Genomic DNA, 24,680 nt, shown 5'->3' on the forward strand with positions numbered 1-24,680 from the left:
GCAAAAACAATATTTAAGAACTTATCATTAGCTCAAATGTCAGAGATCCGATTTTCGTTGTGCGAGGAATCTCTCTGCCTCAAGCGGTTCAAAATCATCATCATAGGTATTAAAGATTGCATTTTCTGATGGTATGCAATTCCTGCAAACACAATTTTTCACCACCTGTCCTAATTTTTGGTACTGAAAATAAACTGCGCTTCCAAGATATGCAGCCTTACAGTCATCAAAAGAACAATCATAGATGGCAACAGTATCAATCGAATCCGAAAAAACAGCTGCACCATAGGATGCTTTTGCATGTATAAAAGCACAACACTTCATATATAATTTTGCAGAATCCGATATCTGAATACACCCCTGTGCTGCTTCTGAAAAAGTACAGCGTTCTATCTTAGCATAAATTCCACAAAATGTAATAGCACGTTGTACATCTGTTTGTAAAAATTCGCTTTCTTCGATCAACAATCTTCCTGATGACTGCTCTAAAAAGCCACAAAATCCCTGACATTGTACTTTTGCATGATCAATCCGAACGACTGCTGCATCTTCGACATGCATAAATACATCCTGTGAGCAGGATAGAACTGTAATTTCAGAATCTTTGATTCGAATTCTTCCACCCTGCACCAGAATACTTCCCTTAATTTTTAAATGTGCACCATCCAAAAGCAGAGAGCCACCACGTTCTACCACAATATCTCCATTTACTTGTGTTGGTTTATCCAGATGAAATGTCTTACCTGCCTTAACAATAATATCCCGGAAAAAATCTTCCTCTTCAAATTCCGGGAAAAAATAGCGTAGTGTTCTGTACGAAATATCAAATCCCTCTTCCAGAAATTCATGATATAACTCTTTTGCTCTGTTTAGATCTTTTTGCATAGCAACCTTTGAAAACTGTTCAAAAAACGCAATTTCATGCTCTGACATATGAAAAATATCAAAATAATTACGCAATACTTTTTTACAATAGGCTTCTGCCCAGACGACATTCTGCATCAAATGATACAAATCACAAAAAAAACAATATTGAATTTCCTTTGTCTTTAAGATCTGGATACACTCACTCAGACGATATTCAAAATGATCATTGATATCTGTCATCAACTGCTCTCTTTGTTCAGCCGGTATTGAAAGACATTCTAAAAAAAATTGAAATCGATCCTGTAATTCTGTTATTGCCTTCATATCGCCCATTGCCATAACAGAGACACCAAATGCATATAAATAGCGAAACGATGAATCCCTGTCACTCAATGGGTGCCGTTTTTTTTCCAATTCATTCTGTCTTTGCTTCAGATAAGCCAATACATCCATAGCATTTCTCCTCTTTTGTTCACACTCTCCATATCTATAGCTGATTATACGCCCTGTAGACTATAATCGCAAGAAATACTATTTACATGATCCAAAGAATTTCTTCTCTCTGGTATTCCAGAGTTCATGTCATCATCCGGCTTACATGATTGAAAAAACTTCTCCGATCTGATTTTCTTTACTAAATCTCATTTTTTCTCTACGGCATGCAACTGATTTTTTTCGTATCATTCTACATGCTCTTTTTAACTGGCGGACAAAATATTCATTTTCTTTATTCATTGGCTGAAAGTAACTACGATTCAAAAACGATAAGACTGTTCCATTTTTTACACTTTCTTCGAGTTCAAAATGATATGGCAGACCGACAATACGATCACGCTCTACAGAATATTCTTTACAAATTTCCTGAATATTATAAGATACTTCCGGTCTGTAATTTCCTACCAGAAAGACAGTCTTTTCCTGTAAAGATGCATAATGATCAAAATAGTCCTTCACATGCATAGGATTCTGATCCAGATTGACAACAACAAGATCTGCCTCTTCTAAAATGATATTTGTACTTAAGTTCCGGTTTGCCTCTGTATCAATAAAAACATAATCGGATGTCGTTTCTAATGCTTCAAATAATTTTTCTTTCACTATATGAAATTCATATTCAAACACTTCACGGTTAACAATCTGACTTTGCGGTACATAATGCATATTCGAAAATAAAAGTGGAATAGATGCCTGATGGATCAGTTTTTCACCATCTTCTCCTGAATATAATCGTTTCATAATATATTCAATGCTATAACGATTAAAATATTCTCCATACTCTCTTAACGATTCAATCTTATCTCCCTGCAAAAGCATTTCACTTAATCCATACGCACTATAGTGATTTTCTAATAATACGGTTCTTCCAATTCCTCCAAGCGTAATCAGTGCCGATACACATATCATGTTTGTTGTTACACCTGCTTGTCCCCTAACATTACTCCAAAATGCTATTTTCATTTGTCCTCTCATTCCCACAAAGAAATTTTTGTAACAGTGCCCCCATTTTTCCTGCATGATTCCTTTGTGCATACCTTCTTTTTCATGGTTTCATTTCCCCTCCGTTTTCAAAACCTAAACTCATAATATATAATTTTTCTCTTATCGTAAAGCTTTTTCTTGTCTATTTCCTATTTTCTACATTTCATACAAATGTCTTTTCTATATTTCAGCATAATAGAAAAGAATGCCCCTTTTATCATGGCATTCTTTTCTATTACACCTCATTTATACTGGCACTTTTTTGTTCTCAAAGCAGGATAAAACTCCATAAAAAAGGAGTCCGAAAAAAGTTTTCAAAAATTTCCTGTAATTTTTGCGATACTTTCTCTCCATGAACACATAAACGGTATACTAAACCAATCGCCTGCTCCCATTCCCCGACCCTTACTTTTCTTTTTTTCTGTAGAAAAATACAAAAAACAAGTAAACGAATCACAAAAAGTTCTGCACAACTTTGTATATAAACCTCCTGTATTCCCATCTTAGGATATTCCATCAGACAACCAGCTGTCCGATAAGAAATATAATTTTCCTTCAAACAAACCCACTCTGTCTGATTCAATGTACAAAAGGCAGTACAGACCGTAAAACATTCTTCATCGGTTCTGTCTTCTTCCAGCGCAGACAAATATTGAAAAAAATCATCTTTTTCACGAAAATATGGAAGTATTTCTAATAAATCATCTGCCATCTTTTCAAAGCATTGGTAAATGATCCATTCTTTTTCCTGCTGCTTTTCATATTGTATCGCAATTTCTTCCATCTCTTTTTGAAAAGACAGAATCGAATCAAATGCTTTGATACCACATAATGAAACCAATGTTATTTTTTGCTTATCTATCCATTTCCATTGCAATTTTTCAGTAACCAGTCTACGTGCAAATGCCGGACAGGATGCTGCCATGGAAATACAGACAATGTCTTCTATCCGATTTGATATCCGCGGATATTTCCGGCATGTATTGCAAAGCATTGCTTCTTTGGTATGTTTTTGAATCTTACACAGATGATCCTGCTGCAGCATAATACAGCTTCCATCTTTTTGATTTTTAAAATAATACTTACCGTCTTTTTCTTCAATACCCTGTAAGATTTCTTCTTGCAGCCACTTTGGTTCTATTTGCTTAAAGCGCTCATATGCTTCTTTGTCGACAAGTATCTTCCAGCCTATACAACAACTAGATGGGCAGTCTCCTGCCAGACAGGAAAAATCATCCAGAAACTTTAAAACCAAATATTGCATTAGAAGATCAGATCTGAACGGTGTTTCAGAAGTTTTGCACCTTTGACGATTACTGCTACACCAAAGCAAATACCTGATACGATCATCAAAATACCCATTACAACATTAAACGCACCAACGGATTTCATAGTTTTATATACTTTTTCCATAAACAGCCTCCATTTTTATACTATTTTACACCATATTCTTCATAATATTTATCAATCGCAGCTTTTAAGGTATCATCAATCAATACTTTTCCCTGGCACTCTTTGTTATACAGGCATTCCACAACATCTTCCATTGTGACGATCGCATTTGCACCAAAGCCATATTTTTCCTGTATTTCATCTAATGCACTGGCATTCGATGTCAGACCTCTTTCCATACGATTTAATGAAACCATAAGACCGATGATCTCTACATCACCCTGTGCTTTAATGATTGGGAAAGTTTCCTCGATCGACTTTCCGGATGTCGTAACATCTTCAATGATCACAACTTTATCTCCATCCTGAATCTTACTTCCAAGCAGGATTCCGGTATCACCATGGTCCTTGACTTCTTTTCTGTTTGAACAATAACGGATCTCTTTTCCATACATCTCACTAAAAGCGATCGTTGTTGCTACACTAAGCGGAATTCCTTTGTATGCCGGTCCAAATAATACATCAAAGTCATCGCCATAATGTTCATGGATCGCTTTTGCATAATACTGACCGAGCTTACGAAGCTGTGCTCCTGTTACATATGCACCTGCATTCATAAAAAATGGGGATTTTCTTCCACTCTTTAATGTAAAATCACCAAACTTTAATACGTTACTTTCTACCATAAACTCTATAAATTCTTTCTTATATGCTTCCATCTTAATCTGTAACCTCCTTATTTTAGGTTTTTTCTATCTTTACTCTACACATCCGATCAATTCTTTAATATCTTTTACACCATTCTTTTGCATAAAAGCTTCCATTCCACGGATCACATCTACGGTTGCTGTCGGATTATGAAAATTAGCTGTACCGATTGAAACCATTGTTGCACCTGCCATGATAAATTCCAAAGCATCTTCTGCTGTTGCGATCCCCCCCATACCAAGTACCGGGATTGTTACAGCATGTGCTGCCTGATAAACCATACGGACTGCTACCGGCTTTACTGCCGGTCCCGACATACCGCCTGTCTTATTTGCCAATGCAAAAGCACGACGGTTGATATCAATCTTCATTCCGGTTAAGGTATTGATCAAAGATATAGCATCCGCTCCGCCTTCCTGCGCTGCTTTTGCCATAACCGTAATGTCTGTTACATTTGGACTAAGCTTCATGATAACAGGCTGCTTTGCTTTTGCTTTGATCTCTGATGTAATCTTTTCTACCTGCTTTGGATCCTGACCAAAGGCAATTCCACCGGCTTTGACATTTGGACACGAAATGTTGATCTCTAACAGATCAACATCTTCTTGGCTCAAACGCTCTACCACTTCTACATAATCCTTTGTTGTTCTTCCACATACATTGACAATAATCTTGGTATCATATTGTTTTAAAAAAGGAATGTCTCTTTTTGCAAATACATCAATTCCCGGATTCTGTAAACCGATCGCATTAAGCATGCCGCCATAGGTTTCACATACTCTTGGTGTGGGATTTCCTTCCCATGGGACATTGGCAACTCCTTTTGTCGTAACAGCACCTAACTCGTTCAGATCAACAAATTCTGCAAATTCTGCACCCGATCCAAATGTACCGGAAGCTGTTGTTACCGGATTTTTCATTTCCACTCCCGCAAAATCAACGGATAAGTTCATCTTTTTTCCTCCTACAATATAATCTCACGGGCATCAAAAACAGGTCCATCCTTGCATACCCTCTTGTTATTTACATGGCTGTGGCTGTCTTTTTCTTTGGACTGGCATACACATCCAAGGCAGGCACCGATTCCACATGCCATTTTTTCTTCGAGTGAAACCTGTGCTAAGATGTCTTTTTCTTCGGCATAGGCTTTAACACCACGAAGCATTGGCATTGGCCCACAGGCATAAAGTGTATCCGCTTCTAATTCTTCTTCGCGGATCGCATCTATTACATTTCCTTTTGTTCCAACGCTGCCATCATCTGTTGCGATCACCACTTTGGCATATGGTTCAAATTCTTCTTTTAAGAAAAGATTACTGTCTCGATATCCTAAAACAACCGTTACATCCTTTTTTAATGCTTTTGCAAGTGCAAGCATAGGAGGAATTCCAATACCGCCACCGATCAAAACATTTTTCCCTTCTTTTAATGCAAAGCCATTGCCGAGAGGACCGACGATCTCGATCGTATCTCCTGCCTGCATCGTTGAAAATTCTTTGGTTCCCTGACCGGCTATGCGATATACAACGCGAAGCATACTTTCTTCTTTATTGATCTCACAAATGCTGATTGGTCTTGGAAGCAGACGGCTTCCCTCTTTACAATACATCGAAATAAACTGTCCCGGAACTGCTTTACTTGCAACATCCTGTTCTTTCGGAAACTTTAACCACATACTGTAGATTCCGTCTGACAGCATCACCTGACTGTCAACGGTCGCTGTGCTTTTCATTTTGTCTGCCATTCTCTTCCTCCTATAATACACTGTTAATATCTTCAATCATATCAACAACAGCCTGACGAGAAGCATCTGCATAATTTGCTTCACCGTATTTTGCATAGGTGTCTTTCTTATAAGCAGCAATGATTCCTCTTGAAGAATTTACGATCGCACCCAGTCCATCGCTGTTAAAATATGGAGCAAGATCTTTTGCGGTACCACCCTGTGCGCCATACCCCGGCACAAGAATATATGTCTTTGGCATGATCTTACGAAGAACCTTGCCCATCTCAGGATACGTTGCACCTACTACACAACCGACATAACTGTAAGTATCTCCCATGCACTCTTCTCCCCACTGTGCGACCTTTTCACCGACTAATTCATACAAAGGCTTGCCATCAATCTTTTGATCCTGAAATTCCCCACTTGATGGGTTTGAAGTCTTAACTAATACAAAGATTCCTTTCTTTTCTTCCTTACAAACATCCAGAAACGGATTGATACCGTCACTTCCCAGATATGGATTAACCGTTGCAAAGTCTTCATCAAATCCATAATAGGATTTACTTCCAACCTGTACTTTTCCAAGATGACCGACTGCATATGCAGCAGAAGTTGATCCGATATCGCCTCTCTTGACATCACCGATCACAATCAGACCTTTTTCTTTACAATAATCCACTGTTTTCTTAAAGGCTGCCATTCCCGGAAGACCAAACTGCTCATACATGGCGATCTGTGGCTTTACTGCCGGAATCAGGTCGTATGTTGCATCTACGATCCCTTTATTAAACTGCCAGATTGCTTCGGCAGCACCTTCTAAGGTTTCACCATATTCTTCGAAAGCAGCTTTTTGAATCTGCTGCGGTACATAATTTAACATAGGATCTAATCCTACAACGATCGGTGCATTTTTCTTTTTAATTTCTTCTACTAACTTATTGATCATCTCTGATTTCCACCTTTCTTCGTATGAATATCTGTTTTCTATCCTGTTTTTCTTATCTGTTCCATATTCTATGAAAATACTTATTTTTCACTTTCGAACTGATATACGATCTTTCCGTCTACGATCGTTGTCTCTATCCGTCCGTATACTTTCTTTCCTTCAAATGGTGTATTCTTTCCTTTTGAAAAGAAATCGTTTGTGTCGATCGCATATTCGGTTGACAGATCTGCAATAATAACATCGGCTGTTCTGCCCTGTGCTAAATTTCCTTTATCAATATGCAAAATCTTTGCCGGATTTACACTCATTTTTTCTACAAGCTGTGACAAAGTCAGGTATCCTTTTTTTACTAATTCGGTATATCCTAATGCAAAAGAATTTTCAATACCGACAATACCAAATGGTGCTTTTTTCATCGACTGGTTCTTTTCTTTGGCTCCATGTGGTGCATGATCGGTCGAGATTGCATCCATAATGCCATCGCGGAGTGCCCCTCTTAATGCTTCTACATCTTCTTTGCTTCTAAGAGGCGGATTCATCTTAAATCTGCCATGATCCTCTGTGATCTGGTCATCTGACATCGTAAAATGATGCGGACAGACTTCTCCGGTTACTGAAAGTCCCTGTTCTTTTGCCATTTTGATCAAAACAGCACTGTCTTTTGTCGAACAATGGCACAAATGAAGCTGACAGCCTGCTTCCTTACTCATAATAATATCTCTTGCCACGATCACATCTTCTACCGCATTGGTGATACCCGGAAGTCCTAATTCTTTTGCTTTTGCACCTGCATTCATGACTCCGCCATCGACTAAGCTTTTATCTTCACAATGCGAAAACATCGGAATATTACATTCTGCTGCTTTCCATAATGCTTTGCGAAAGACCAGTGTATCCATGACAGATTTACCGTCTTCACTTAATGCAACGGCTCCGGCTTCTTTCATAGCAGCAATATCAGTTAATTCTTTACCCTCCTGACCGATCGTAACAGCTCCGATCGGAAGAACGTGTACTGGTGCGTCTTTTGCTCTTTTTAAAAGATCTTTGATCCGCTCGGCACTGTCGATTACCGGCTTTGTGTTTGGCATCGGACAGATTGAGGTTACACCACCATGTGCTGCTGCTTTTGTTCCGGTTTCAATAGTTTCCTTGTACTCAAAGCCCGGTTCTCTTAAATGCACATGAAGATCGATCAGTCCAGGCATTACATATTTTCCGGCCGCATCAATCACCTGTGCTTCGTTATCCGTGATATTTGCAGCAACCTTTGCTATCTTATCGTCCTGTATCAAAATATCGCAAACTTCATCTTTTTGGTTTGCCGGATCGACCAGATGCCCATTTTTAATCAAAATTGCAGACATTTTATCCCTCCTGTTTTCTTTTTTTTGCACAGCCCTATACATACAGAGAGCACCTGTCAACCAAATTGACAGATGCACCCTTTTTAATATAATTCTGCATTCTTAAGATCTTCGATCATTCTCTTGTTATTTATATAATCTTCAATCTCATCCGCCTCGATCCACTTTGCGTTGTTTAGGTCCTCCGATAAGACAACCGTATCTTCATCCATGTCCGTAAGGCAAAGATAAGAAAGTCCGAGATTACATTCTGAACCGATCATAAAAGTCCATGTATACAAAATCCGGTCAACAACAGAAGTAAGCCCTGTCTGCTCTTGAATAATGCGTACAACAGCAGCATCGGGAGATTCTCCGAATTCTGCTTCGCCATCTACAAATTCCCACTGGTAAGGATCTACAATATTGTCATCATACCATTTTTCGACAATAAGAAACTTATTGTCTTTTTGTACAATTCCCTTTACCAAAATTCGATATCTGTTATTTGCCATATATCCAATCCCCCTTATGAGCTTTTTCCTGTCTGTTTCTTATTTTGCAGTGATGTATTTCTTTGCTGTAAGAAGCTCTGCTGTTAGCAATGCACCACCGGCAGCACCACGAACTGTATTATGAGAAAGACCAACAAACTTGTAATCAAAAACAGTATCTTCTCTTAATCTTCCCATAGAAACACCAAAGCCATTTTCAAAATCCACATCCAATGCAACCTGTGGACGGTCATCTTCTTCTAAATACTGAATGAACTGCTTTGGAGCACTAGGAAGTTCTAATTCCTGTGGAAGTCCTTTAAATTCTCTCCATACTTTAATGATCTGCTCTTTCGTTGGCTTCTTACCTTCTTCAAAAGTAACAAATACAGCGGCTGTATGACCATCTAATACAGGTACACGGATACACTGTGTTGTAATAACAGGACTGTCTGCTTTTACGATCTCGCCATTTTCAACATGTCCCCAGATACGGAGTGGTTCCTGCTCACTCTTTTCTTCTTCACCGCCAATAAACGGGATGATATTGTGTTCCATCTCCGGCCAGTCCTTAAATGTCTTACCCGCACCTGAGATTGCCTGATATGTTGTAGCAACAACTGTCTTAGGTTCAAATCCTGCTTTCTTTAATGCGGTTAATGCAGGTGTATAACTCTGGATTGAGCAGTTTGGTTTGACAGCGACAAAACCTCTTGTTGTTCCAAGACGTTTCTTCTGTGCTTCAATAACTTCAAAATGCTCCGGGTTTAACTCAGGCACTACCATTGGGACATCCGGTGTCCATCTATGCGCACTATTGTTGGAAACAACTGGAGTTTCGGTTTTTGCGTATTCTTCTTCGATCTTTTTGATCTCGTCCTTTGTCATGTCCACGGCACTAAATACAAAGTCTACGCCGGCAGCAACTTCTTTTACATTGCTCACATCCTGTACAACAATCTTCTTTACCTTTTCCGGCATAGGAGTTGTCATTTTCCAGCGTCCGCCAATTGCTTCTTCATAAGTCTTGCCTGCACTACGTGGGCTTGCAGCAATTGCAACTACTTCAAACCAAGGATGATTCTCTAATAATGAAATAAATCTCTGTCCTACCATTCCGGTACCACCAAGGATACCAACTTTTAACTTCTTGTCCATATTTCCTCCATAGTCGTTTTCTTACCGTTTATTCCGGCTTTATTTCTGCTGTGATTCTTTCGAACCAGCATATTAATAACTAATTTTACACCATTCCAGAAAAGAAGTCAAAATTTTCTTTTCGTTTTCTGACGCTTTCGCTTTCTATTCCATTTCTGTTGACAATCTGACTTTCTTTTTCCTTGCTGAATACAGTAAATTATGATAAAGTAAATATGTTTAGGCTTTATTTTACGATAAACAGAGACAAACCATGAAAATTTGTAATCTTATGAACAGGAAAGGATGACATATATGAAATCAACTCCAGTAAAAGGAACGAAAGACTATTTACCACAGGAAGCAGCCATTCGCGATTATTTACAAAATGCGATCTTAGAAACCTATCAGAATGCCGGTTTTTCCCGCATTACAACCCCGATCATCGAAGATGCCGTCAACTTAGATAAAAGTGAAGGTGGCGAAAACTTAAATCTGATCTTTAAGATATTAAAGCGTGGACAAAAGCTTTCATCGGCTCTTGCATCAGGAAATGCCGATGAAAAATCATTATCCGATATGGGACTGCGCTACGATCTGACGCTTCCGCTTTCCCGCTACTTTGCAAATAACAGAAACGATCTGCTGACTCCGTTTAAAGTCATCCAGATGGATCGTGTATATCGTGCAGAGCGTCCGCAAAAAGGCCGTCTTCGTGAATTTATGCAATGTGATATCGATATTATCGGTAATCCATCTTCTGACGCTGAAGTTGATCTGATCCTTACTACAACAAAAGCACTTAAAAAGATCGGTATTTCTGATTTCACGGTTAAGATCAATGACCGTCGTATCTTAAAAAGTATCTTTGCCTATGCAGGATTTGAGGAAAGCGATAATGAGAAATTAGCGATCATCTTTGATAAACTTGATAAGATCGGTATTGCCGGTGTCAAAGCAGAACTGACAGAGGCAGAATTTTCACAGAATGCGATAGATAAATTTATCTCTCTTTTTGAAAGCGGCTCTCTTGATCTGGATTCCGTTGCCAAGGTTTGTGATGCAGAATATGTAACAAGTCTGAAATATATCATGGATACAGTAAAGAAAGTTTCGAATGACACGATCGCAATTACTTTTACACCTTCTTTGGTACGTGGTCAGGGATATTACACCGGTACGATCTTTGAAGTCGAAGCCAAAGGATACAGTGGTGCTGTTGCCGGTGGCGGACGTTATGACAATCTGATCGGTAAGTTCTTAAATGAAGATATTCCTGCTGTCGGATTTTCGATCGGTTTTGAACGAATTTTTGGTATCTTAATAGAACAGGGATATACGATTCCGGGACAGAAAAAGCGCATTGCGGTCTTCTATGATCCTGATACTTTTGCCGATGCCCTGGTTTACGCAGAATCTCTCCGTAACGAATATATGGTTTCTGTATTTGCCCGTCCAAAGAAACTCGGAAAGTTCTTAAATAAATTAGAAGCACAAAACTTTGCCGGTTTTGCTGTATATGGACAGGACGATGGTATAAAACTATTTGATGCAAACTAAGATAAAAAATGAAAAGAAAAAACATCCTGCATTTTGATATGTACTATTATCGCCGGATATCACAGATTCCGGGTACCTATCTTTTAGCAGGATGTTTTTTATCAGATACGATTAGTATCGTTTCATGGTTATTCTAGAAAATTTCTCTAGTATGCAAGATTTTTTTACTGATCTGACGCAACAATGTTACCGTCTTTTTTACTCTACATAAAAGACCGTTCCGGTATTTGCCGGTAATGTTACTTTTAGTGTCTGCCGGTCTGTCACTTCATAAAGAACAGCCTCCTGATCTAAAAGTTCTTTTGCTGTTGCATTCTGACAGCATAACGGAATCTCAAACGAAGCTTGGGCATCATCACAATTCAATGCACTGATGCACTCTTTTCCATCCAGAATCCGTCCAAAAGCAAATTGTCTGTTTGTCAGAATCAACTCCTGATAGGTTCCATTCGTCAATTCTGCATACTCTTTTTTAAGCTGTCCTAACTTCCGGCAAAGCTTTGTAATCTCATTGTTCTCATAGGCATCTGCATAATCAGCCAACGACAATGCAGGACGCAGATTCCAGTCTGAACCTTGCTCTTTTTGTCCTTCGATTCCAAATTCCGAGCCATAATAGACAGAAGGAATACCATAGACTGTATATAAGAGAATTGTAACCAACGGCAGATGTGCTTTATTTTGCAATTTACTTGCAATCCTTGCTACATCATGATTGTCAACAAACGTATATAGTCTTCGTCCACGGCAGATATCGTTAAGACGCTTGATCGAATGTGCGATTTCAAAATAATTATGGTCATTATGACCGGAATACAAACCCTTGTGCAATTCATAATTTGTCACCGAATGTAACATCTCATCGTTTACCCAACGGCTGTAATCACCATGGATCACTTCACCCATCAGCCAGAAATCTTCTTTAACGTCGTTAGCAACCTGCCGCATAGCTTTCATAAAGCCGAAATCCAATACATCTGCTGCATCCAGACGAATACCGTCAATATCAAACTCCGATACCCAGAAGCGGATCACATCAAAAAGATATTCCTGTACCTGTGGATTTTGCTGGTTTAATTTAACAAGCAAGTTGTATCCGCCCCAGTTCTCATAACAAAATCCGTCATTATATTCATTGTTTCCCGAGAAATTCAGATTACAGAACCAATTGCAATATGCGGATGCTTCTCTTTTTTCTTTAACATCACGAAATGCAAAGAATTCACGTCCCACATGGTTAAAGACACCATCGACAATCACATGAAGTCCTAACTCGTGACAATATTGCACATATTCTTTAAAATCATGATTGCTCCCAAGACGTATATCTACTTTCTTATAATCAGTTGTCTCATATCCATGTCCCACCGATTCAAACAACGGTCCGATATAAATTGCCGTAAAATTCATCTTTGCAATATGCTGTGCCCATTCTTTCAAAATATCAAAATGATATTCTGCTTCTCCTGTATTTTCCTTTTTGCATCCACATAATCCTAATGGATATATATGATAAAAAACTGCTGAATCATACCATGCCATACTTTTTGTTCCCTTTCTTTAAAACTTCTGTTCCATACACAGATAACGTGTCTCAAAGTCACTTGCTGTCGTTGGTTTGGCAAAATAATATCCCTGAATATAATCCGGATTCAGGTCCAAAACACATTCCAGATCATCTGCTGTCTCAACGCCTTCATAACATACTTTCAGATTCAGGCTGTGTGCAAGTTCTGTCATCTGTTTTACAACAAGATAGTCATATTGACTTTTCGTGATATTACGGATAAACGCCTGATCGATCTTAACTAAATCAAACATCATTTCCTTGACATAGCGGAAATTAGAATATCCGGTACCAAAATCATCAATTCCAAGATTTAAGTTTCTCTTGCGGAATGAAAACAATATCTTTTGTGTTATACTGTCTGATTCTAACTCTCCGCTTTCCGTTACTTCGAACAGAACATTGTGATTGCCGATTCCTAATTCCTGCATGATCGTTTCAATATCCATAATCACATCGCTCTTCTTTAGCTGTATTGAAGAAAGATTGATATTCATACGAAAATTTTTATCTTTCTTCTGCCAGCAAAGGCATTGTTCTAATGCAGTCCGGATAATCCAGCGTCCTACCGGAATGATTAACCCACTTTCTTCTAACAATGGTACAAACTCTGCCGGTGATAATCGGCCTACTACATCATCCTGCCAGCGAAGCAATGCCTCTGCCCCAAGGATTTTTTTCTTCCGGGTATTAACGATCGGCTGGTAATATAATTCAAAGCCCTTGTAATTTTCTTCAACGGAACGACGTAACCGTTCCTGAATATCCATTCGTTTAACAAATGCCTGATAGGTATCTTCCTGATACCTCACATATGTATTCTTTCCACGTTGCTTTGCTTCATGCAATGCAAATTCTGCCTGCTCTAATAAAGTATTAACATCCTGCATTCTCGGCTTAAAATAAGTTCCACCAGCGGAAATCGTATGAAAATGCTTATATCCCATGGCTGCAATCGACTCATCGACACGCTGACGGATCTTGTGATATAAAGTACGTGCCTGATCTTCTTTTTGATCATAGTCAGCTACTTCTGCTACGACCATCATTTCATCACCATCCATCCGGTATACTCTGCCGTGTTCATCAACACATTCCCGAATGCATTCTGCTACAGAATTTAATACACTGTCTCCAAAATTTCTGCCAAACTTATCATTGACTGTCTTAAAATTATCAATACCGATCCGTAACAAAAATCCATTCTTATCCCCTGTTAAAACTCTCTTTGTAAGATCCGATTTCAATCGTATCTCACGATATAATCCTGTTGTGTTGTCGATCATATTCCGTCTTCCGAGCTCTGTGATCCTTCCTACCATGTACTTAGCATGATCGTTCTGATCATAGACAACCTGTCCTCTACAACTTATCCAGATTGAATGTCCGTTTCTGCCAAGCCACCGGTATTCCAAATTATGCTCTCTGACTGTACCATCTATGATCCCTTGCAAGTTATCTCTTAACAGCTTTCTGTCTTCCGGATGGCAGACATTCATTAAGATCTCTGTTGCATGATCAAACTCGGGCTCCTCGAGCATAAATGTCTCTGTTGCACTTGCTGATATCGCATATTCATCTGCCGGAAAATCATATATAAACAAATAATCTTCTGTGCATTTTGATAAAAGTGAAAAAACATGTTGTATATTCTCATAATCAAAAGTCTCTACTTTACGCATTTGCTTTCCTCCCCAATAGACTATTACATACTTTTCTGTCTGCTTCTGGCTGCTCTGCTGTTATGATGCCTGCATTTGCATTGATACATCTTCTCATCTGTTTCTTTCATCATAGTATCAATTTCCTCTGCATTCTGAATCTTTCTGCCAATCACCCCACAACTGGCACTTAATTCATAGACCGCTTTTTTCTTTTGGTTGTCCTGCCTGATCTTATCCTGAAGCCGCTGCTCAAAATGGTCACAAAAATCATGATCTATTTTTTCTGCTTCCATAAGCTGCACAACCATATATTCATCACCGCCGAAACGAGCACAGATTCCGTGCTCATCCGTTACCATTTCCTGCAAAATTTCTGCCAAACGTTTGATTGCAAAATCTCCTTCAGCATGACCATATGTATCATTGATAAACTTTAATCCATCCATATCCACAGATGCCATAAAAAGATATTTATCCTTATCGGCAAGCTGCTTCATCTTCTTTTCAAAACGAAGATAGAAGCCCCTTCTGTTATACAGACCGGTCAAGGCATCCGTGACATAACTACGATGAAGCTGGGATTGTCTGCGGATTGTTCCTAACACCTGATCTAACCCCAATACAAATTCATAAAATGCCCTGGTATCTTTTCCCTCATAATCATATGTTGTTACCATAAATCCATAGTTTTCCTCCTGACAATGGATTGGAATAAATAATAAAGGCTCCTTTTTTTCTGCCATCCAGCAGATCTTATCTATAAATTCATCTTTCTTTACTTCTTCTAACGGAACATCGTATACATTATCTTTTAATTGTGTAAACAAAACATACGAGTCTTTTTCAAAATGGTTTGTCGGGATATCTGTCTCCTTATAATAAGAAGGATCCAAAAAAAGCATCATATGTTTTGCATCAATTGCTTTACGATAGTCTTTTAATTTATTTCCCATTTCTACAGCAGAATATCCATCTGTCAGCGTTGTCATCATAAAGAACGTATCGGTTGACTGCTGACGCATCTCAGCCGCATATCCGTAAAGCTGCATGATCCGTTCATTCGGATTGCAACTCTTGATCGGTTTGCAGCCACAGGATTCCGTAAACCGGGTATGAAACGGAATATACAAATCTTTGGGTTCTTCTGTCGGATTTTCAATACAACGATCAATAATGTCTAACATACTCTTTCCGATCTGGCGGACATCATCTGTTGCTGTCGTCAATCTCGGAGTACAATATTGCTCTAACTCTAATCCGTCAAAGCCGGTCACAATAACATCTTTTGGAATACAAATACCATGATTCGTTAAAACATTCATTACTGTCAATGCCATAATATCATTTGCACAGATCACTGCTTCCGGCATGCTTTGTTCTCCACGCTGCCACTTTGCAACCCATTCTTCACATGCATGTCTTGCCGGCATCTCCCAAAACTGTCCATAAGCCAGTCGTTCCGGCTCAAAGGCCAGATCATTCTGTTCTAAGACTTTTTTAAAAATGCCGATTCTCGCATCCGAAAACTCATTATGTTCAAAACCTGCCATGAAATTAATCTTTTTACAGCCATGATCTTCGATCACATGACGAACTACTTTTTCAAAGGATTCTTCATATGCAAATAATACGTTATGGCAGCCTTTCATCCTTCTGTCTATCGTAATAACAGGCACACCGGCATCTTTTGCTTTTTGTACCAGCTGTTCTGATATCTCATCATTTGCAATCGACTCAGAAAAAACGATCAAAACCCCAAGCTTATGAAAAGGAATCATATCAAATACTCTGACTTCCCCTTTACCAAACTTAGTCACCTCATATAAGCGCTGGAATGTATTAAAGATCATAACGGTATAATCTCTTTTTCCTGCTTCTTTGCAAATCGCACGCACATGCTTTTCCCAACTGTCACTTTGCATGGATGCGACACAAATTCCAATTACTTTTTTATCTTTTCGCACAGTTTCCTCCTCCGTGTTTATAGTGCTTTTTCCCTTACTATTTATTGTACCACAAAATCCATTGGCAAGAAAGCTTGTTTTCCCCCGTCAACGCCTTCTTATCAGCTATCCAGAACCTGTAAAAATTCAGGATTGTTCTTCCCGCAGCATCTTCTTTTGGTATTCTTTTCGTAACCCGGCTGTTCCAACCAGAAACAATACAATTCCGACAGCAAAAAGTACGATTGTGATCCATGGGGCAGCGGCTCCTTTTACCGCACTGATCGCCGAAATCGCATACGATGTTCCATTAAAAAGAATGTGTGCTGTAATATTAGCAAGGATCGTACCTGTAACATAACGAATCATTCCCAGAAGAATTCCTAAAAGAAATGCATATAATCCCTGTATCAGATTCATATGATATACCCCAAAAAGGAATGCCTGTAATGTGTTAGCGATCCAGAACGGAAACGCCAAATGAAAACGGTCTAAAATTGCTCCGCGAAAAATAAATTCTTCGGAAATCGGTCCCACTAACAATACATAAAACATGGTAATTCCAATACTGTCAGCCGACAAATGATCCATTACCTGGTTATACTGTACAAATATCTTTGGGAAAAGTGCACCGGCTATAGAAAGTAATGCCGTCAACACAATACAGCCGCCTACTGCTGTGCTAAAAAGAATACCACAATTTTTTAACGCAAAGGCTTTCTTATACGAAAAAGGATGCACTCTCCAGCTCGACTTCTTATAAAGAATTCCACACCAGATCAGGCAAAGAAGTGCACTAACAAAAGAAACCCAGATCAAAAAAGGTCCTTTCTTCGTATTTGCCTGTGCAATCTGCTGCAATATCTCGACATTTTTCTTGTCAAATACCGTAACATGAATCGTCATAACGATCATACAGACCATATAGGCAAGCATTTGCATCAACAATGCACCTAAAAAGATCAATAAAGCCCTGATACATACCCGATTCCTGACTATCTTCCAATTCTCATCCTTATTTGATATCATATTTTTCATCTACGCCTCTTTTCTTTTTTTATTTGCCCTCTATCTTCTCAAAACGAATCCTTTCGGCTGGATTTTTAATATAATGCAGGAAAGCCCGAATAGAACAAACCTATCCGGACTTTCCTTTTATCTTGCCTTTTGCTATTATCTTTTTCTCTGTAAGAACTCAGGAATCTTAATACCGGAATCATCTGCTGACTGTCGGCTTAAATTTCCTGTTGGTGCCGGTGTGACCGGTCTTGCTGTCTGTATTGGAGTCACGCGCTTTGGATCTATCTTACGTGGTGTCGGAATCTGACCTTCTCTTGTCGGGAAGTTCGTTTTAGGAGCTGCGGGCTTTTCCTGTTTCATGGAAGTAAATGCTCCCATTCCATCATTCTCTAATCCGGTTGCAATAACAGTAATCTGTACTGTATCCCCTGCGTCCTCTCCACCATCTACTACACCAAAGATGATGTTCGTATCTTCTCCCGTTAATTCCTGTATGTAAGATACTGCTTCATTTGCTTCCTGTAAAGCAACAGCACCTGAAATGTTAATAATAACATGAGAAGCACCTTCAATCGTTGTGTCTAACAACGGACTTGAAATTGCCTGCTTTACTGCATCCACGCATTTTTCATCACCACTGCCTGTACCAATGCCAATATGGGCAATTCCTTTGTCTTTCATAACGGTCTGTACATCAGCGAAATCCAGATTGATCATACCCGGTACATTGATCAAATCTGTGATACCCTGTACACCCTGCTGTAAAACTTCATCTGCTTTTAAAAGAGCATCAGGAATAGAAGTGCGGCGGTCTACAATATCTAACAAACGGTCGTTTGGAATAACGATCAGCGTATCTACGTTTTCTTTTAAACGTTCAATACCGGATAACGCGTTGTTCATACGGCTTCTTGCTTCAAAAGTAAACGGTTTCGTAACAACACCGACAGTAAGAATACCAAGATTTTTAGCAATCTCTGCTACAACCGGAGCTGCACCTGTTCCCGTTCCGCCACCCATGCCACAGGTAACAAAGAGCATATCCGCTCCTTTGATCATATTGGTGATCTCTTCTTTGTTCTCTTCTGCTGCTGCTTTTCCAACTTCCGGATTTGCACCTGCTCCAAGTCCCTTTGTCAACTTCTCACCAATCTGTAATGTATTGTTTGCTTTACAATTTGATAAATGCTGTCTGTCTGTATTAATGGCAATAAACTCAACACCAACGATTCCTTCATCTATCATTCTATTGACGGCATTGTTTCCGCCGCCACCGACTCCGACCACAATGATCTTTGCTGCAAATTCTGAATTTTCTGACTTAATCTCTAACAAAGCTGCTCCTCCTTTATCCTTTTTACACTTTAGGGGTATAATAGGAATATATCTTTCTCATTCTAATAAAACAGGCAATTTTTTCCTGCTCTAAGACAATTTTCGCCATTAAAATAAAAAATCTATTTTCATTTTTAATTGCACTAATATATATAATACCTATTTAGACTTCAATAATCAAGAGAATATCTGTTTTTTTTTCGTTTTTTTGAACTATTTCTCCGATTTTTTTGTAACCTTCTTTTTTTCACTTTTTAAAACAATCTTATCACCTGCCTGAAAGTTCTGCATATCAATCGTTCCTTTCAGTTTTTCTTTCTTTGCTGTCTTTAAAACATCCGATAACGCAGACATCTCATCATCATACATTGTCTTTCTCGCAAGAGTAACTTTAATATCACCCGATAACAGCAAAATATCTTTATCTTCTATCTGCAGCTTGTCTACCGATATCTTATAATGTGAGATCAGCTGTGACAGATTCATGATTGTCTGAAATAATGTATCATCCTTGACATTGAATGCTTTTCCTACTGTAAATGTACCAAACCTGATACCATTTACAACCAAAACATCTTCTTTTTTCTCTTTCATACTTTGCAAGACAATTCCGTCTTTATCAAAGTAAATATATTGTCCCATATATTCAATGCATCCACTGATCTTTTTATCGTAAACATGTAATGTGATCGTATTTAATGAATCATACGAAACATCAATCTCCTCAACAAAAGGAAGCGTATTGATTCCATACATCTTCTGATAGATCCAGAAAAAAAACTCATTATCCGCATATTTTCTCGAAAATACCGATTGTTTGATCTCATCAGCTGAATACATCCGGGTTCCTTCTACATGTACGGTCGTGATCTTCATTCCAAAGAATACGAAAAGGACGAGCAATACGACCAATGCAAGCAGGATCAAAACTTTATGATACCATCTCATAACAACCAGCCACCTCTTTTTCTATTTTTGTTTGATCTGACGGGACACACTTAATACCAGACCGATCTCCGCCATTATGATCGTAGCGGATGTACCGCCAAAACTGATCAGTGGCATTGGAATACCGGTTGATGGAATCGTATTGGTTACAACCGCTATGTTGATCAGCACCTGAACTGCAAGCTGTACTAAAACACCGACACAAAGCATGGTTCCAAACATATCCGGTGCATGACAGGCAATCATGACAATGCGCCATAATAATGCTGCAAATACCACGATCACAAGAATCGCACCTACAATTCCAAGCTCTTCACAGATCACCGAAAAAATCATATCATTATACGCTTCCGGGATAAATCCGAGTTTTTGCATACTGCGTCCTAAGCCTTTTCCAAAAAGTCCTCCCGATGCAATGGCATATAGCCCCTGACGAATCTGAAATGCCGGTCCGTAGTTTTCTACATCAAGCCACATACGGATACGTTCCATACGGAATGGATCTGCAAACAGGATCACAAGAACACCTGCCGCTGCCAATGCAACAAAAACAGCCAAAAAATAAGCTTTCTTATTACTTGCGACAAGACACATACAAAAGAAGATCATGCCGACAATAATCGCAGAACTCATATTCTCTTTCAAGATAATTATGATCAGCGGTCCTATATAGACCAACAGGCGTAATGCGCCGATTCCCCATTTATTGTCCAGTGCCCTGCGGTTTTTATAGATTGCATATGCCAAAAATAAAATTGTAGCAATCTTTGAGATCTCTGACGGCTGAAACTGGATCACTTTAAGATCAAGCCAACGCTTCGCACCATTTCTTTCCACACCGACAAACAAAACCATAATCTGTAAAATATACGCAAAGATCAACGATATCTGTGATAAGGACGAATGTAAAAATCCAATCTTATGCATTAACACCTGATAATCCAGGCGGGATACCAGAATCATAACTAAAAAACCCAGGAAGAGTCCCTTTACCTGGGATTTAACATAAAACAGCGGATCACCTCTTAATGAAGCTGTATAATATCCGGCACTATAGATCATCAATACACCAAACAGTGCAATTCCGATCGTCAGAAAAAGCAACGCAAAATCATATTGTGTCACATAACGCATAGAACGTCTTCTTTTCCTTTCCGATGCATATGAATTGTATGATGCCGATCCTGTTCTCGTATTCGGACGACGCGTATCCGGCTGCCTCCTATAGCTGCCTCCTTGTGAATATTCCATAAATACCTCCCTTTATTCTTCAGGAAAGTTACTGTAATGCTCTTACATATTCCTTGAAAAGTTTTCCACGCTCTTCATAGCTTTTAAACATATCCCAGCTTGCACAGGCAGGGGACAATAATACAGCATCTCCGCTCTTTGCTTCGCGGCTGCTGACTTCTACGGCTTCCTGCAAGCTTTGCGTCATAATAATATTCGTAAATCCGGCTTTTTTTGCTGTAGCAGCAATTGCGTCTTTGGTCTCTCCAAGGAGAACTAAACATTTTACTTTATCCCCAAAAGAAGCAATCCATTCTTCATACGTATTTTTCTTATCATAGCCGCCACCGATCACAATCGTTGGACGAACCATGGCTTCTACTGCTTTGATCGCAGCATCCGGATTCGTTCCTTTAGAGTCATTATAATAACGGACACCATTGACTTCTTTGACAAATTCAATTCTGTGCTCTACCGCCTGAAAATCACGGATTGCCTGACGGATACAGTCTATCGGAACACCCGCATGCATTGTGATCGCAATCGCAGCCATTACGTTTTCGTAATTATGTTTTCCAAGCAGATTCATATCGTGGATCGTACAAACCGGAATCTTTTCGGTATCACAATAATAGATTTGCTCGCCTTCAAGCCATATACCACGTTCTAATATATGCTCACTGCTAAACCAAAATACATCTGCACTCATGTCTTTTGCAAGTTTTTGCAAATAGGCATCTTCATAATTCAGGACACAGATCTCGTCTTTTGTCTGGTTCTTTGCAATACGTGCTTTCGTTTCCGCATAACATTCCATCGTATGATGACGATTTAAATGATCCGGTGTGATATTTAAGATTGCACTGACCTGTGGATGAAATTTATGGATTGTTTCTAACTGGAAACTGCTGACTTCTGCTACCGTAACAGAATCCTCTGTCATATCCAATGCATATTCTGTATAAGGAAGTCCGATATTTCCCACTACAAAGACACTCTTATAATAAGTCTTTAATATCTCGCCCACCAACGCAGTTGTCGTTGTCTTTCCATTCGTTCCGGTGATTGCAAGCAGTTTTCCTTTACTGCAACGGTATGCTAATTCAATCTCACCCCAGATCTTAATATTATGCTCTTGCATTTCTAATACAAACGGAAGATCGGTTGGAACTCCCGGACTTAATATTGCAATATCGACTTTATCCATGACAGATGACGGAATGGCTCCTAATACAAAATCAAATTCTATCTCTTCAGGAATTTTTCCCCTTACTGCTTCGCAGTCTAATTTGGCGTTGCTGTCAAAAAGTATGATCTTAGCCCCCATTCTGCCAAGAAGCTTAACAGCCGCAATTCCGCTTACTCCTGTACCTACTACCAAAAACGTCTTGTCCTTAAATTCCATTTTTCTCACCAAACTCATGTTTGTCCTTGCGGACTCCTTTCTTTTTCGTTACAAATGTTCCTTTCAAAATGCGTTTCACTTTGAAAGGAGCATAGGCACACATACATTTTATTTTAATGCAACAAGGTATAGAAATCAACTACTACTTCTTTTTTTGCACACTCCTTTTTGCCCCCAGATAAGGCAATGCATTATCCAGCAATTTAGAGATCACAGGAGCTGCGATCTGACCTCCGTAATAAATGCCTTCCGGTTCATCGATCAACACGATTGCTAAGACGATCGGATTTTTTGCCGGAGCAAAACCAAGTGTCGATGCAATGTATTTATTACTGCTTCTTGGCAGCTTTTCGGATGTTCCGGTTTTGGCACCGACATCGTAACCTGACACAGCCGCTTTTTTTCCTGATCCTTCGGATACCACGGAAGCTAAGATCTCTTTCATGGTTTCAGAGGTCTGACTGCTTAACACATCAGCTTTCTCTTTGTATTTTAACTTTCTGACATAAGACTGCTGTATGTTTTCCATGCAAACACCAACATGTGGTGTCACTAACCGCCCTCCGTTGATCACGGCACTTACGGATGTCAGCAGCCGCAGTGGTGTTAATTGAAAGGACTGTCCAAATGTCATTGTAGCAAGCTCTACCGCACCAACATTTTTCTTTTGATGCATGATCGTAGCTGCTTCTCCGGACAGATCGATCCCGGTTTTTTCTAACACACCAAACTTCTGTAAATATTGAAACAGACGCTCTGTGCCAAGTCTTGCACCGACTTCCATAAAGACCGGATTGCATGAATTCTGTACCCCCTGTACAAATGTCTCTGTCCCATGTCCTGTTGTCTTGTGACAGCGGATCCTTCGGTCTTCGACCACCTTATATCCCGGACATTGGAACGTATCATTTAATTTTACAACATTGGCTTCTAATGCAGAAGCTGCCGTGATTACTTTAAAGGTCGAACCCGGTTCATAGGTATCACTGACACAATGATTTCGCCATTTCTGATTCAGATAATCCTGTGTTCCTTTTTCCGATAACTGCACCTTTTGATCGGTCTTATACGGATCATTCAGATCAAATTCCGGCAGATTGACCATGGCATAGATCTGCCCATCCTGTGGATTCATCATAATAATACGGACATTTTTTGCCTTTTTTGCTTTCATGACTTTGTCTGCTTCCTGCTGTGCAAACTTTTGCAAGTTGACATCCAAAGAACAATACAGATCGTTTCCGGCAACCGGTTCAATCCTGTTTTCTACTGCTCCTTCAATCTCGATTCCTCTGGCATTCGTAGAAGTCAGAATACTGCCATCCTGCCCGGCTAACATCGAATCATACGTTGCTTCTAACCCTAAGATTCCCTGATTATCACCTCCGGCAAAGCCGATCACCTTAGAAGCCAGACTGCCATATGGATAGTATCGTTTATAATCTTCATCTACCATCACGCCTGCCATATTTAGTTTTCTGATCTGGTCGGAGATATTTTTTTCTACATTCGATTTTATTTTTTCGCGTGATGATTTCTTTTCGACACGTTTTCGCACCTTTTCTTCATCAATGTCTAATAAAACGGACAGATTCCGTATCACAGTCTCTTTATCTTTAATCTGATTATGAATGACCGATATCGTTGATACGGGTTTATTGGCCGCGATCAAAATACCATTTCTATCATAGATCTTTCCTCTTTCTGCTTTGATTGCTCTTTCTCTTTGCTGTACTTCTTTGGCTTTTTTGGCATAATGATCTGCCTTTATCACCATCAGATACACCAGTCTTGCACTCAGCAAAAATGAGCATAAAATAACTATGACAAATACGAAAAAGATTCTTTGTTTTTGTGCTGTTTTACAATTTCTCATAAAACTCCCTGTCTTGCTTTCACAGATGTTTTTACTA

General features: G+C 39.2%; 22 protein-coding genes. 2 read left to right on the forward strand and 20 right to left on the reverse strand.

What is annotated here, in order from left to right; genetic code table 11:
• Positions 1–39 precede the first annotated feature (39 nt).
• From H8700_RS10430 to asd, 11 genes are all read right to left on the reverse strand, one after another.
• Positions 40–1,320, reverse strand: a complete 1,281-nt coding sequence (locus H8700_RS10430; RefSeq protein ID WP_249305576.1) for a right-handed parallel beta-helix repeat-containing protein — start codon at positions 1,318–1,320, stop codon at positions 40–42.
• A 141-nt stretch (positions 1,321–1,461) separates the two neighbouring features.
• Positions 1,462–2,325 (reverse strand): P-loop NTPase family protein, encoded by an 864-nt coding sequence (locus H8700_RS10435; RefSeq protein WP_249305577.1) that lies wholly within the window; start codon positions 2,323–2,325, stop codon positions 1,462–1,464.
• A gap of 289 nt (positions 2,326–2,614) precedes the next feature.
• Positions 2,615–3,610: a flagellin lysine-N-methylase gene (gene fliB, locus H8700_RS10440; protein ID WP_249305578.1), complete on the reverse strand. Its 996-nt coding sequence runs from the start codon at positions 3,608–3,610 to the stop codon at positions 2,615–2,617.
• Positions 3,610–3,759: a hypothetical protein gene (locus tag H8700_RS10445; RefSeq protein WP_022140603.1), complete on the reverse strand. Its 150-nt coding sequence runs from the start codon at positions 3,757–3,759 to the stop codon at positions 3,610–3,612. The genes fliB and H8700_RS10445 overlap by 1 nt, the downstream gene beginning before the upstream one ends.
• Before the next feature lie 20 nt (positions 3,760–3,779).
• Complete coding sequence (gene pyrE, locus H8700_RS10450; RefSeq protein ID WP_022140602.1) at positions 3,780–4,457, reverse strand: orotate phosphoribosyltransferase; 678 nt, start codon at positions 4,455–4,457, stop codon at positions 3,780–3,782.
• 39 nt (positions 4,458–4,496) lie between these two features.
• Positions 4,497–5,399, reverse strand: a complete 903-nt coding sequence (locus tag H8700_RS10455; protein ID WP_022140601.1) for a dihydroorotate dehydrogenase — start codon at positions 5,397–5,399, stop codon at positions 4,497–4,499.
• 11 nt (positions 5,400–5,410) lie between these two features.
• Positions 5,411–6,190: a dihydroorotate dehydrogenase electron transfer subunit gene (locus H8700_RS10460; protein WP_249305579.1), complete on the reverse strand. Its 780-nt coding sequence runs from the start codon at positions 6,188–6,190 to the stop codon at positions 5,411–5,413.
• A 10-nt stretch (positions 6,191–6,200) separates the two neighbouring features.
• Entirely contained in the window at positions 6,201–7,118 is a 918-nt protein-coding gene (gene pyrF / locus H8700_RS10465) for an orotidine-5'-phosphate decarboxylase (RefSeq protein WP_249305580.1), read from the reverse strand.
• 80 nt (positions 7,119–7,198) lie between these two features.
• The gene (locus tag H8700_RS10470) at positions 7,199–8,485 is read right to left on the reverse strand and encodes a dihydroorotase (protein WP_249305581.1); all 1,287 of its coding nucleotides are present in this window, start codon (positions 8,483–8,485) and stop codon (positions 7,199–7,201) included.
• Positions 8,486–8,568: 83 nt separating this feature from the next.
• Positions 8,569–8,979, reverse strand: a complete 411-nt coding sequence (locus H8700_RS10475) for an NUDIX domain-containing protein (RefSeq protein WP_249305582.1) — start codon at positions 8,977–8,979, stop codon at positions 8,569–8,571.
• Positions 8,980–9,018: 39 nt separating this feature from the next.
• Positions 9,019–10,116 carry an aspartate-semialdehyde dehydrogenase gene (gene asd, locus H8700_RS10480; protein ID WP_022140596.1) on the reverse strand — a complete coding sequence of 366 codons (1,098 nt, stop codon included), beginning with the start codon at positions 10,114–10,116 and terminating at the stop codon, positions 9,019–9,021.
• Positions 10,117–10,410: 294 nt separating this feature from the next.
• Here asd and hisS point away from each other — a divergent pair, with 294 nt between their 5' ends.
• Entirely contained in the window at positions 10,411–11,655 is a 1,245-nt protein-coding gene (gene hisS, locus H8700_RS10485) for a histidine--tRNA ligase (protein ID WP_249305583.1), read from the forward strand.
• Between the two features lie 8 nt (positions 11,656–11,663).
• Positions 11,664–11,792 carry a hypothetical protein gene (locus tag H8700_RS12240; protein WP_283242249.1) on the forward strand — a complete coding sequence of 43 codons (129 nt, stop codon included), beginning with the start codon at positions 11,664–11,666 and terminating at the stop codon, positions 11,790–11,792.
• A gap of 61 nt (positions 11,793–11,853) precedes the next feature.
• On the opposite strand, the gene H8700_RS10490 is transcribed toward H8700_RS12240, so the two are convergent.
• From H8700_RS10490 to H8700_RS10530, 9 genes are all read right to left on the reverse strand, one after another.
• Positions 11,854–13,197 carry an alpha-amylase family glycosyl hydrolase gene (locus tag H8700_RS10490; protein ID WP_249305584.1) on the reverse strand — a complete coding sequence of 448 codons (1,344 nt, stop codon included), beginning with the start codon at positions 13,195–13,197 and terminating at the stop codon, positions 11,854–11,856.
• Between the two features lie 18 nt (positions 13,198–13,215).
• Complete coding sequence (locus tag H8700_RS10495) at positions 13,216–14,904, reverse strand: putative bifunctional diguanylate cyclase/phosphodiesterase (protein ID WP_249305585.1); 1,689 nt, start codon at positions 14,902–14,904, stop codon at positions 13,216–13,218.
• Between the two features lie 23 nt (positions 14,905–14,927).
• Complete coding sequence (locus H8700_RS12355) at positions 14,928–16,850, reverse strand: GGDEF domain-containing protein (protein ID WP_249305586.1); 1,923 nt, start codon at positions 16,848–16,850, stop codon at positions 14,928–14,930.
• Positions 16,851–16,976: 126 nt separating this feature from the next.
• Positions 16,977–17,867: a CPBP family intramembrane glutamic endopeptidase gene (locus tag H8700_RS10505; protein WP_022140591.1), complete on the reverse strand. Its 891-nt coding sequence runs from the start codon at positions 17,865–17,867 to the stop codon at positions 16,977–16,979.
• A 135-nt stretch (positions 17,868–18,002) separates the two neighbouring features.
• Positions 18,003–19,184 (reverse strand): cell division protein FtsZ, encoded by a 1,182-nt coding sequence (gene ftsZ / locus H8700_RS10510; RefSeq protein ID WP_249305587.1) that lies wholly within the window; start codon positions 19,182–19,184, stop codon positions 18,003–18,005.
• 213 nt (positions 19,185–19,397) lie between these two features.
• Positions 19,398–20,132: a cell division protein FtsQ/DivIB gene (locus H8700_RS10515; RefSeq protein ID WP_249305588.1), complete on the reverse strand. Its 735-nt coding sequence runs from the start codon at positions 20,130–20,132 to the stop codon at positions 19,398–19,400.
• Between the two features lie 21 nt (positions 20,133–20,153).
• Positions 20,154–21,383, reverse strand: a complete 1,230-nt coding sequence (locus tag H8700_RS10520; RefSeq protein WP_249305589.1) for an FtsW/RodA/SpoVE family cell cycle protein — start codon at positions 21,381–21,383, stop codon at positions 20,154–20,156.
• A gap of 28 nt (positions 21,384–21,411) precedes the next feature.
• Positions 21,412–22,767, reverse strand: a complete 1,356-nt coding sequence (gene murD / locus H8700_RS10525) for a UDP-N-acetylmuramoyl-L-alanine--D-glutamate ligase (RefSeq protein ID WP_249305683.1) — start codon at positions 22,765–22,767, stop codon at positions 21,412–21,414.
• 142 nt (positions 22,768–22,909) lie between these two features.
• Entirely contained in the window at positions 22,910–24,643 is a 1,734-nt protein-coding gene (locus H8700_RS10530) for a peptidoglycan D,D-transpeptidase FtsI family protein (RefSeq protein ID WP_249305590.1), read from the reverse strand.
• Between the last annotated feature and the right edge of the window lie 37 nt (positions 24,644–24,680).

The organism is Jutongia hominis, from assembly GCF_014384965.1.
In the GTDB taxonomy this organism is placed as follows: Bacteria; Bacillota; Clostridia; order Lachnospirales; family Lachnospiraceae; genus Butyribacter; species Butyribacter hominis.

Bases quoted from the DNA above. Each gene is read 5' to 3' on its own strand.
- H8700_RS10435 (WP_249305577.1), bottom strand. From the start codon at position 2,325: ATGAAAATAGCATTTTGGAGTAATGTTAGGGGACAAGCAGGTGTAACA.
- H8700_RS10530 (WP_249305590.1), bottom strand. From the start codon at position 24,643: ATGAGAAATTGTAAAACAGCACAAAAACAAAGAATCTTTTTCGTATTT.
- H8700_RS10430 (WP_249305576.1), bottom strand. From the start codon at position 1,320: ATGGATGTATTGGCTTATCTGAAGCAAAGACAGAATGAATTGGAAAAA.
- H8700_RS10490 (WP_249305584.1), bottom strand. From the start codon at position 13,197: ATGGCATGGTATGATTCAGCAGTTTTTTATCATATATATCCATTAGGA.
- asd (WP_022140596.1), bottom strand. From the start codon at position 10,116: ATGGACAAGAAGTTAAAAGTTGGTATCCTTGGTGGTACCGGAATGGTA.
- H8700_RS10475 (WP_249305582.1), bottom strand. From the start codon at position 8,979: ATGGCAAATAACAGATATCGAATTTTGGTAAAGGGAATTGTACAAAAA.
- H8700_RS10505 (WP_022140591.1), bottom strand. From the start codon at position 17,867: ATGAAAAATATGATATCAAATAAGGATGAGAATTGGAAGATAGTCAGG.
- H8700_RS10495 (WP_249305585.1), bottom strand. From the start codon at position 14,904: ATGCGTAAAGTAGAGACTTTTGATTATGAGAATATACAACATGTTTTT.
- H8700_RS10515 (WP_249305588.1), bottom strand. From the start codon at position 20,132: ATGAGATGGTATCATAAAGTTTTGATCCTGCTTGCATTGGTCGTATTG.
- fliB (WP_249305578.1), bottom strand. From the start codon at position 3,610: ATGCAATATTTGGTTTTAAAGTTTCTGGATGATTTTTCCTGTCTGGCA.
- hisS (WP_249305583.1), top strand. From the start codon at position 10,411: ATGAAATCAACTCCAGTAAAAGGAACGAAAGACTATTTACCACAGGAA.
- H8700_RS10445 (WP_022140603.1), bottom strand. From the start codon at position 3,759: ATGGAAAAAGTATATAAAACTATGAAATCCGTTGGTGCGTTTAATGTT.
- H8700_RS12240 (WP_283242249.1), top strand. From the start codon at position 11,664: ATGAAAAGAAAAAACATCCTGCATTTTGATATGTACTATTATCGCCGG.
- H8700_RS10460 (WP_249305579.1), bottom strand. From the start codon at position 6,190: ATGGCAGACAAAATGAAAAGCACAGCGACCGTTGACAGTCAGGTGATG.
- H8700_RS10520 (WP_249305589.1), bottom strand. From the start codon at position 21,383: ATGGAATATTCACAAGGAGGCAGCTATAGGAGGCAGCCGGATACGCGT.
- H8700_RS10470 (WP_249305581.1), bottom strand. From the start codon at position 8,485: ATGTCTGCAATTTTGATTAAAAATGGGCATCTGGTCGATCCGGCAAAC.
- H8700_RS10455 (WP_022140601.1), bottom strand. From the start codon at position 5,399: ATGAACTTATCCGTTGATTTTGCGGGAGTGGAAATGAAAAATCCGGTA.
- pyrE (WP_022140602.1), bottom strand. From the start codon at position 4,457: ATGGAAGCATATAAGAAAGAATTTATAGAGTTTATGGTAGAAAGTAAC.
- pyrF (WP_249305580.1), bottom strand. From the start codon at position 7,118: ATGATCAATAAGTTAGTAGAAGAAATTAAAAAGAAAAATGCACCGATC.
- murD (WP_249305683.1), bottom strand. From the start codon at position 22,767: ATGGAATTTAAGGACAAGACGTTTTTGGTAGTAGGTACAGGAGTAAGC.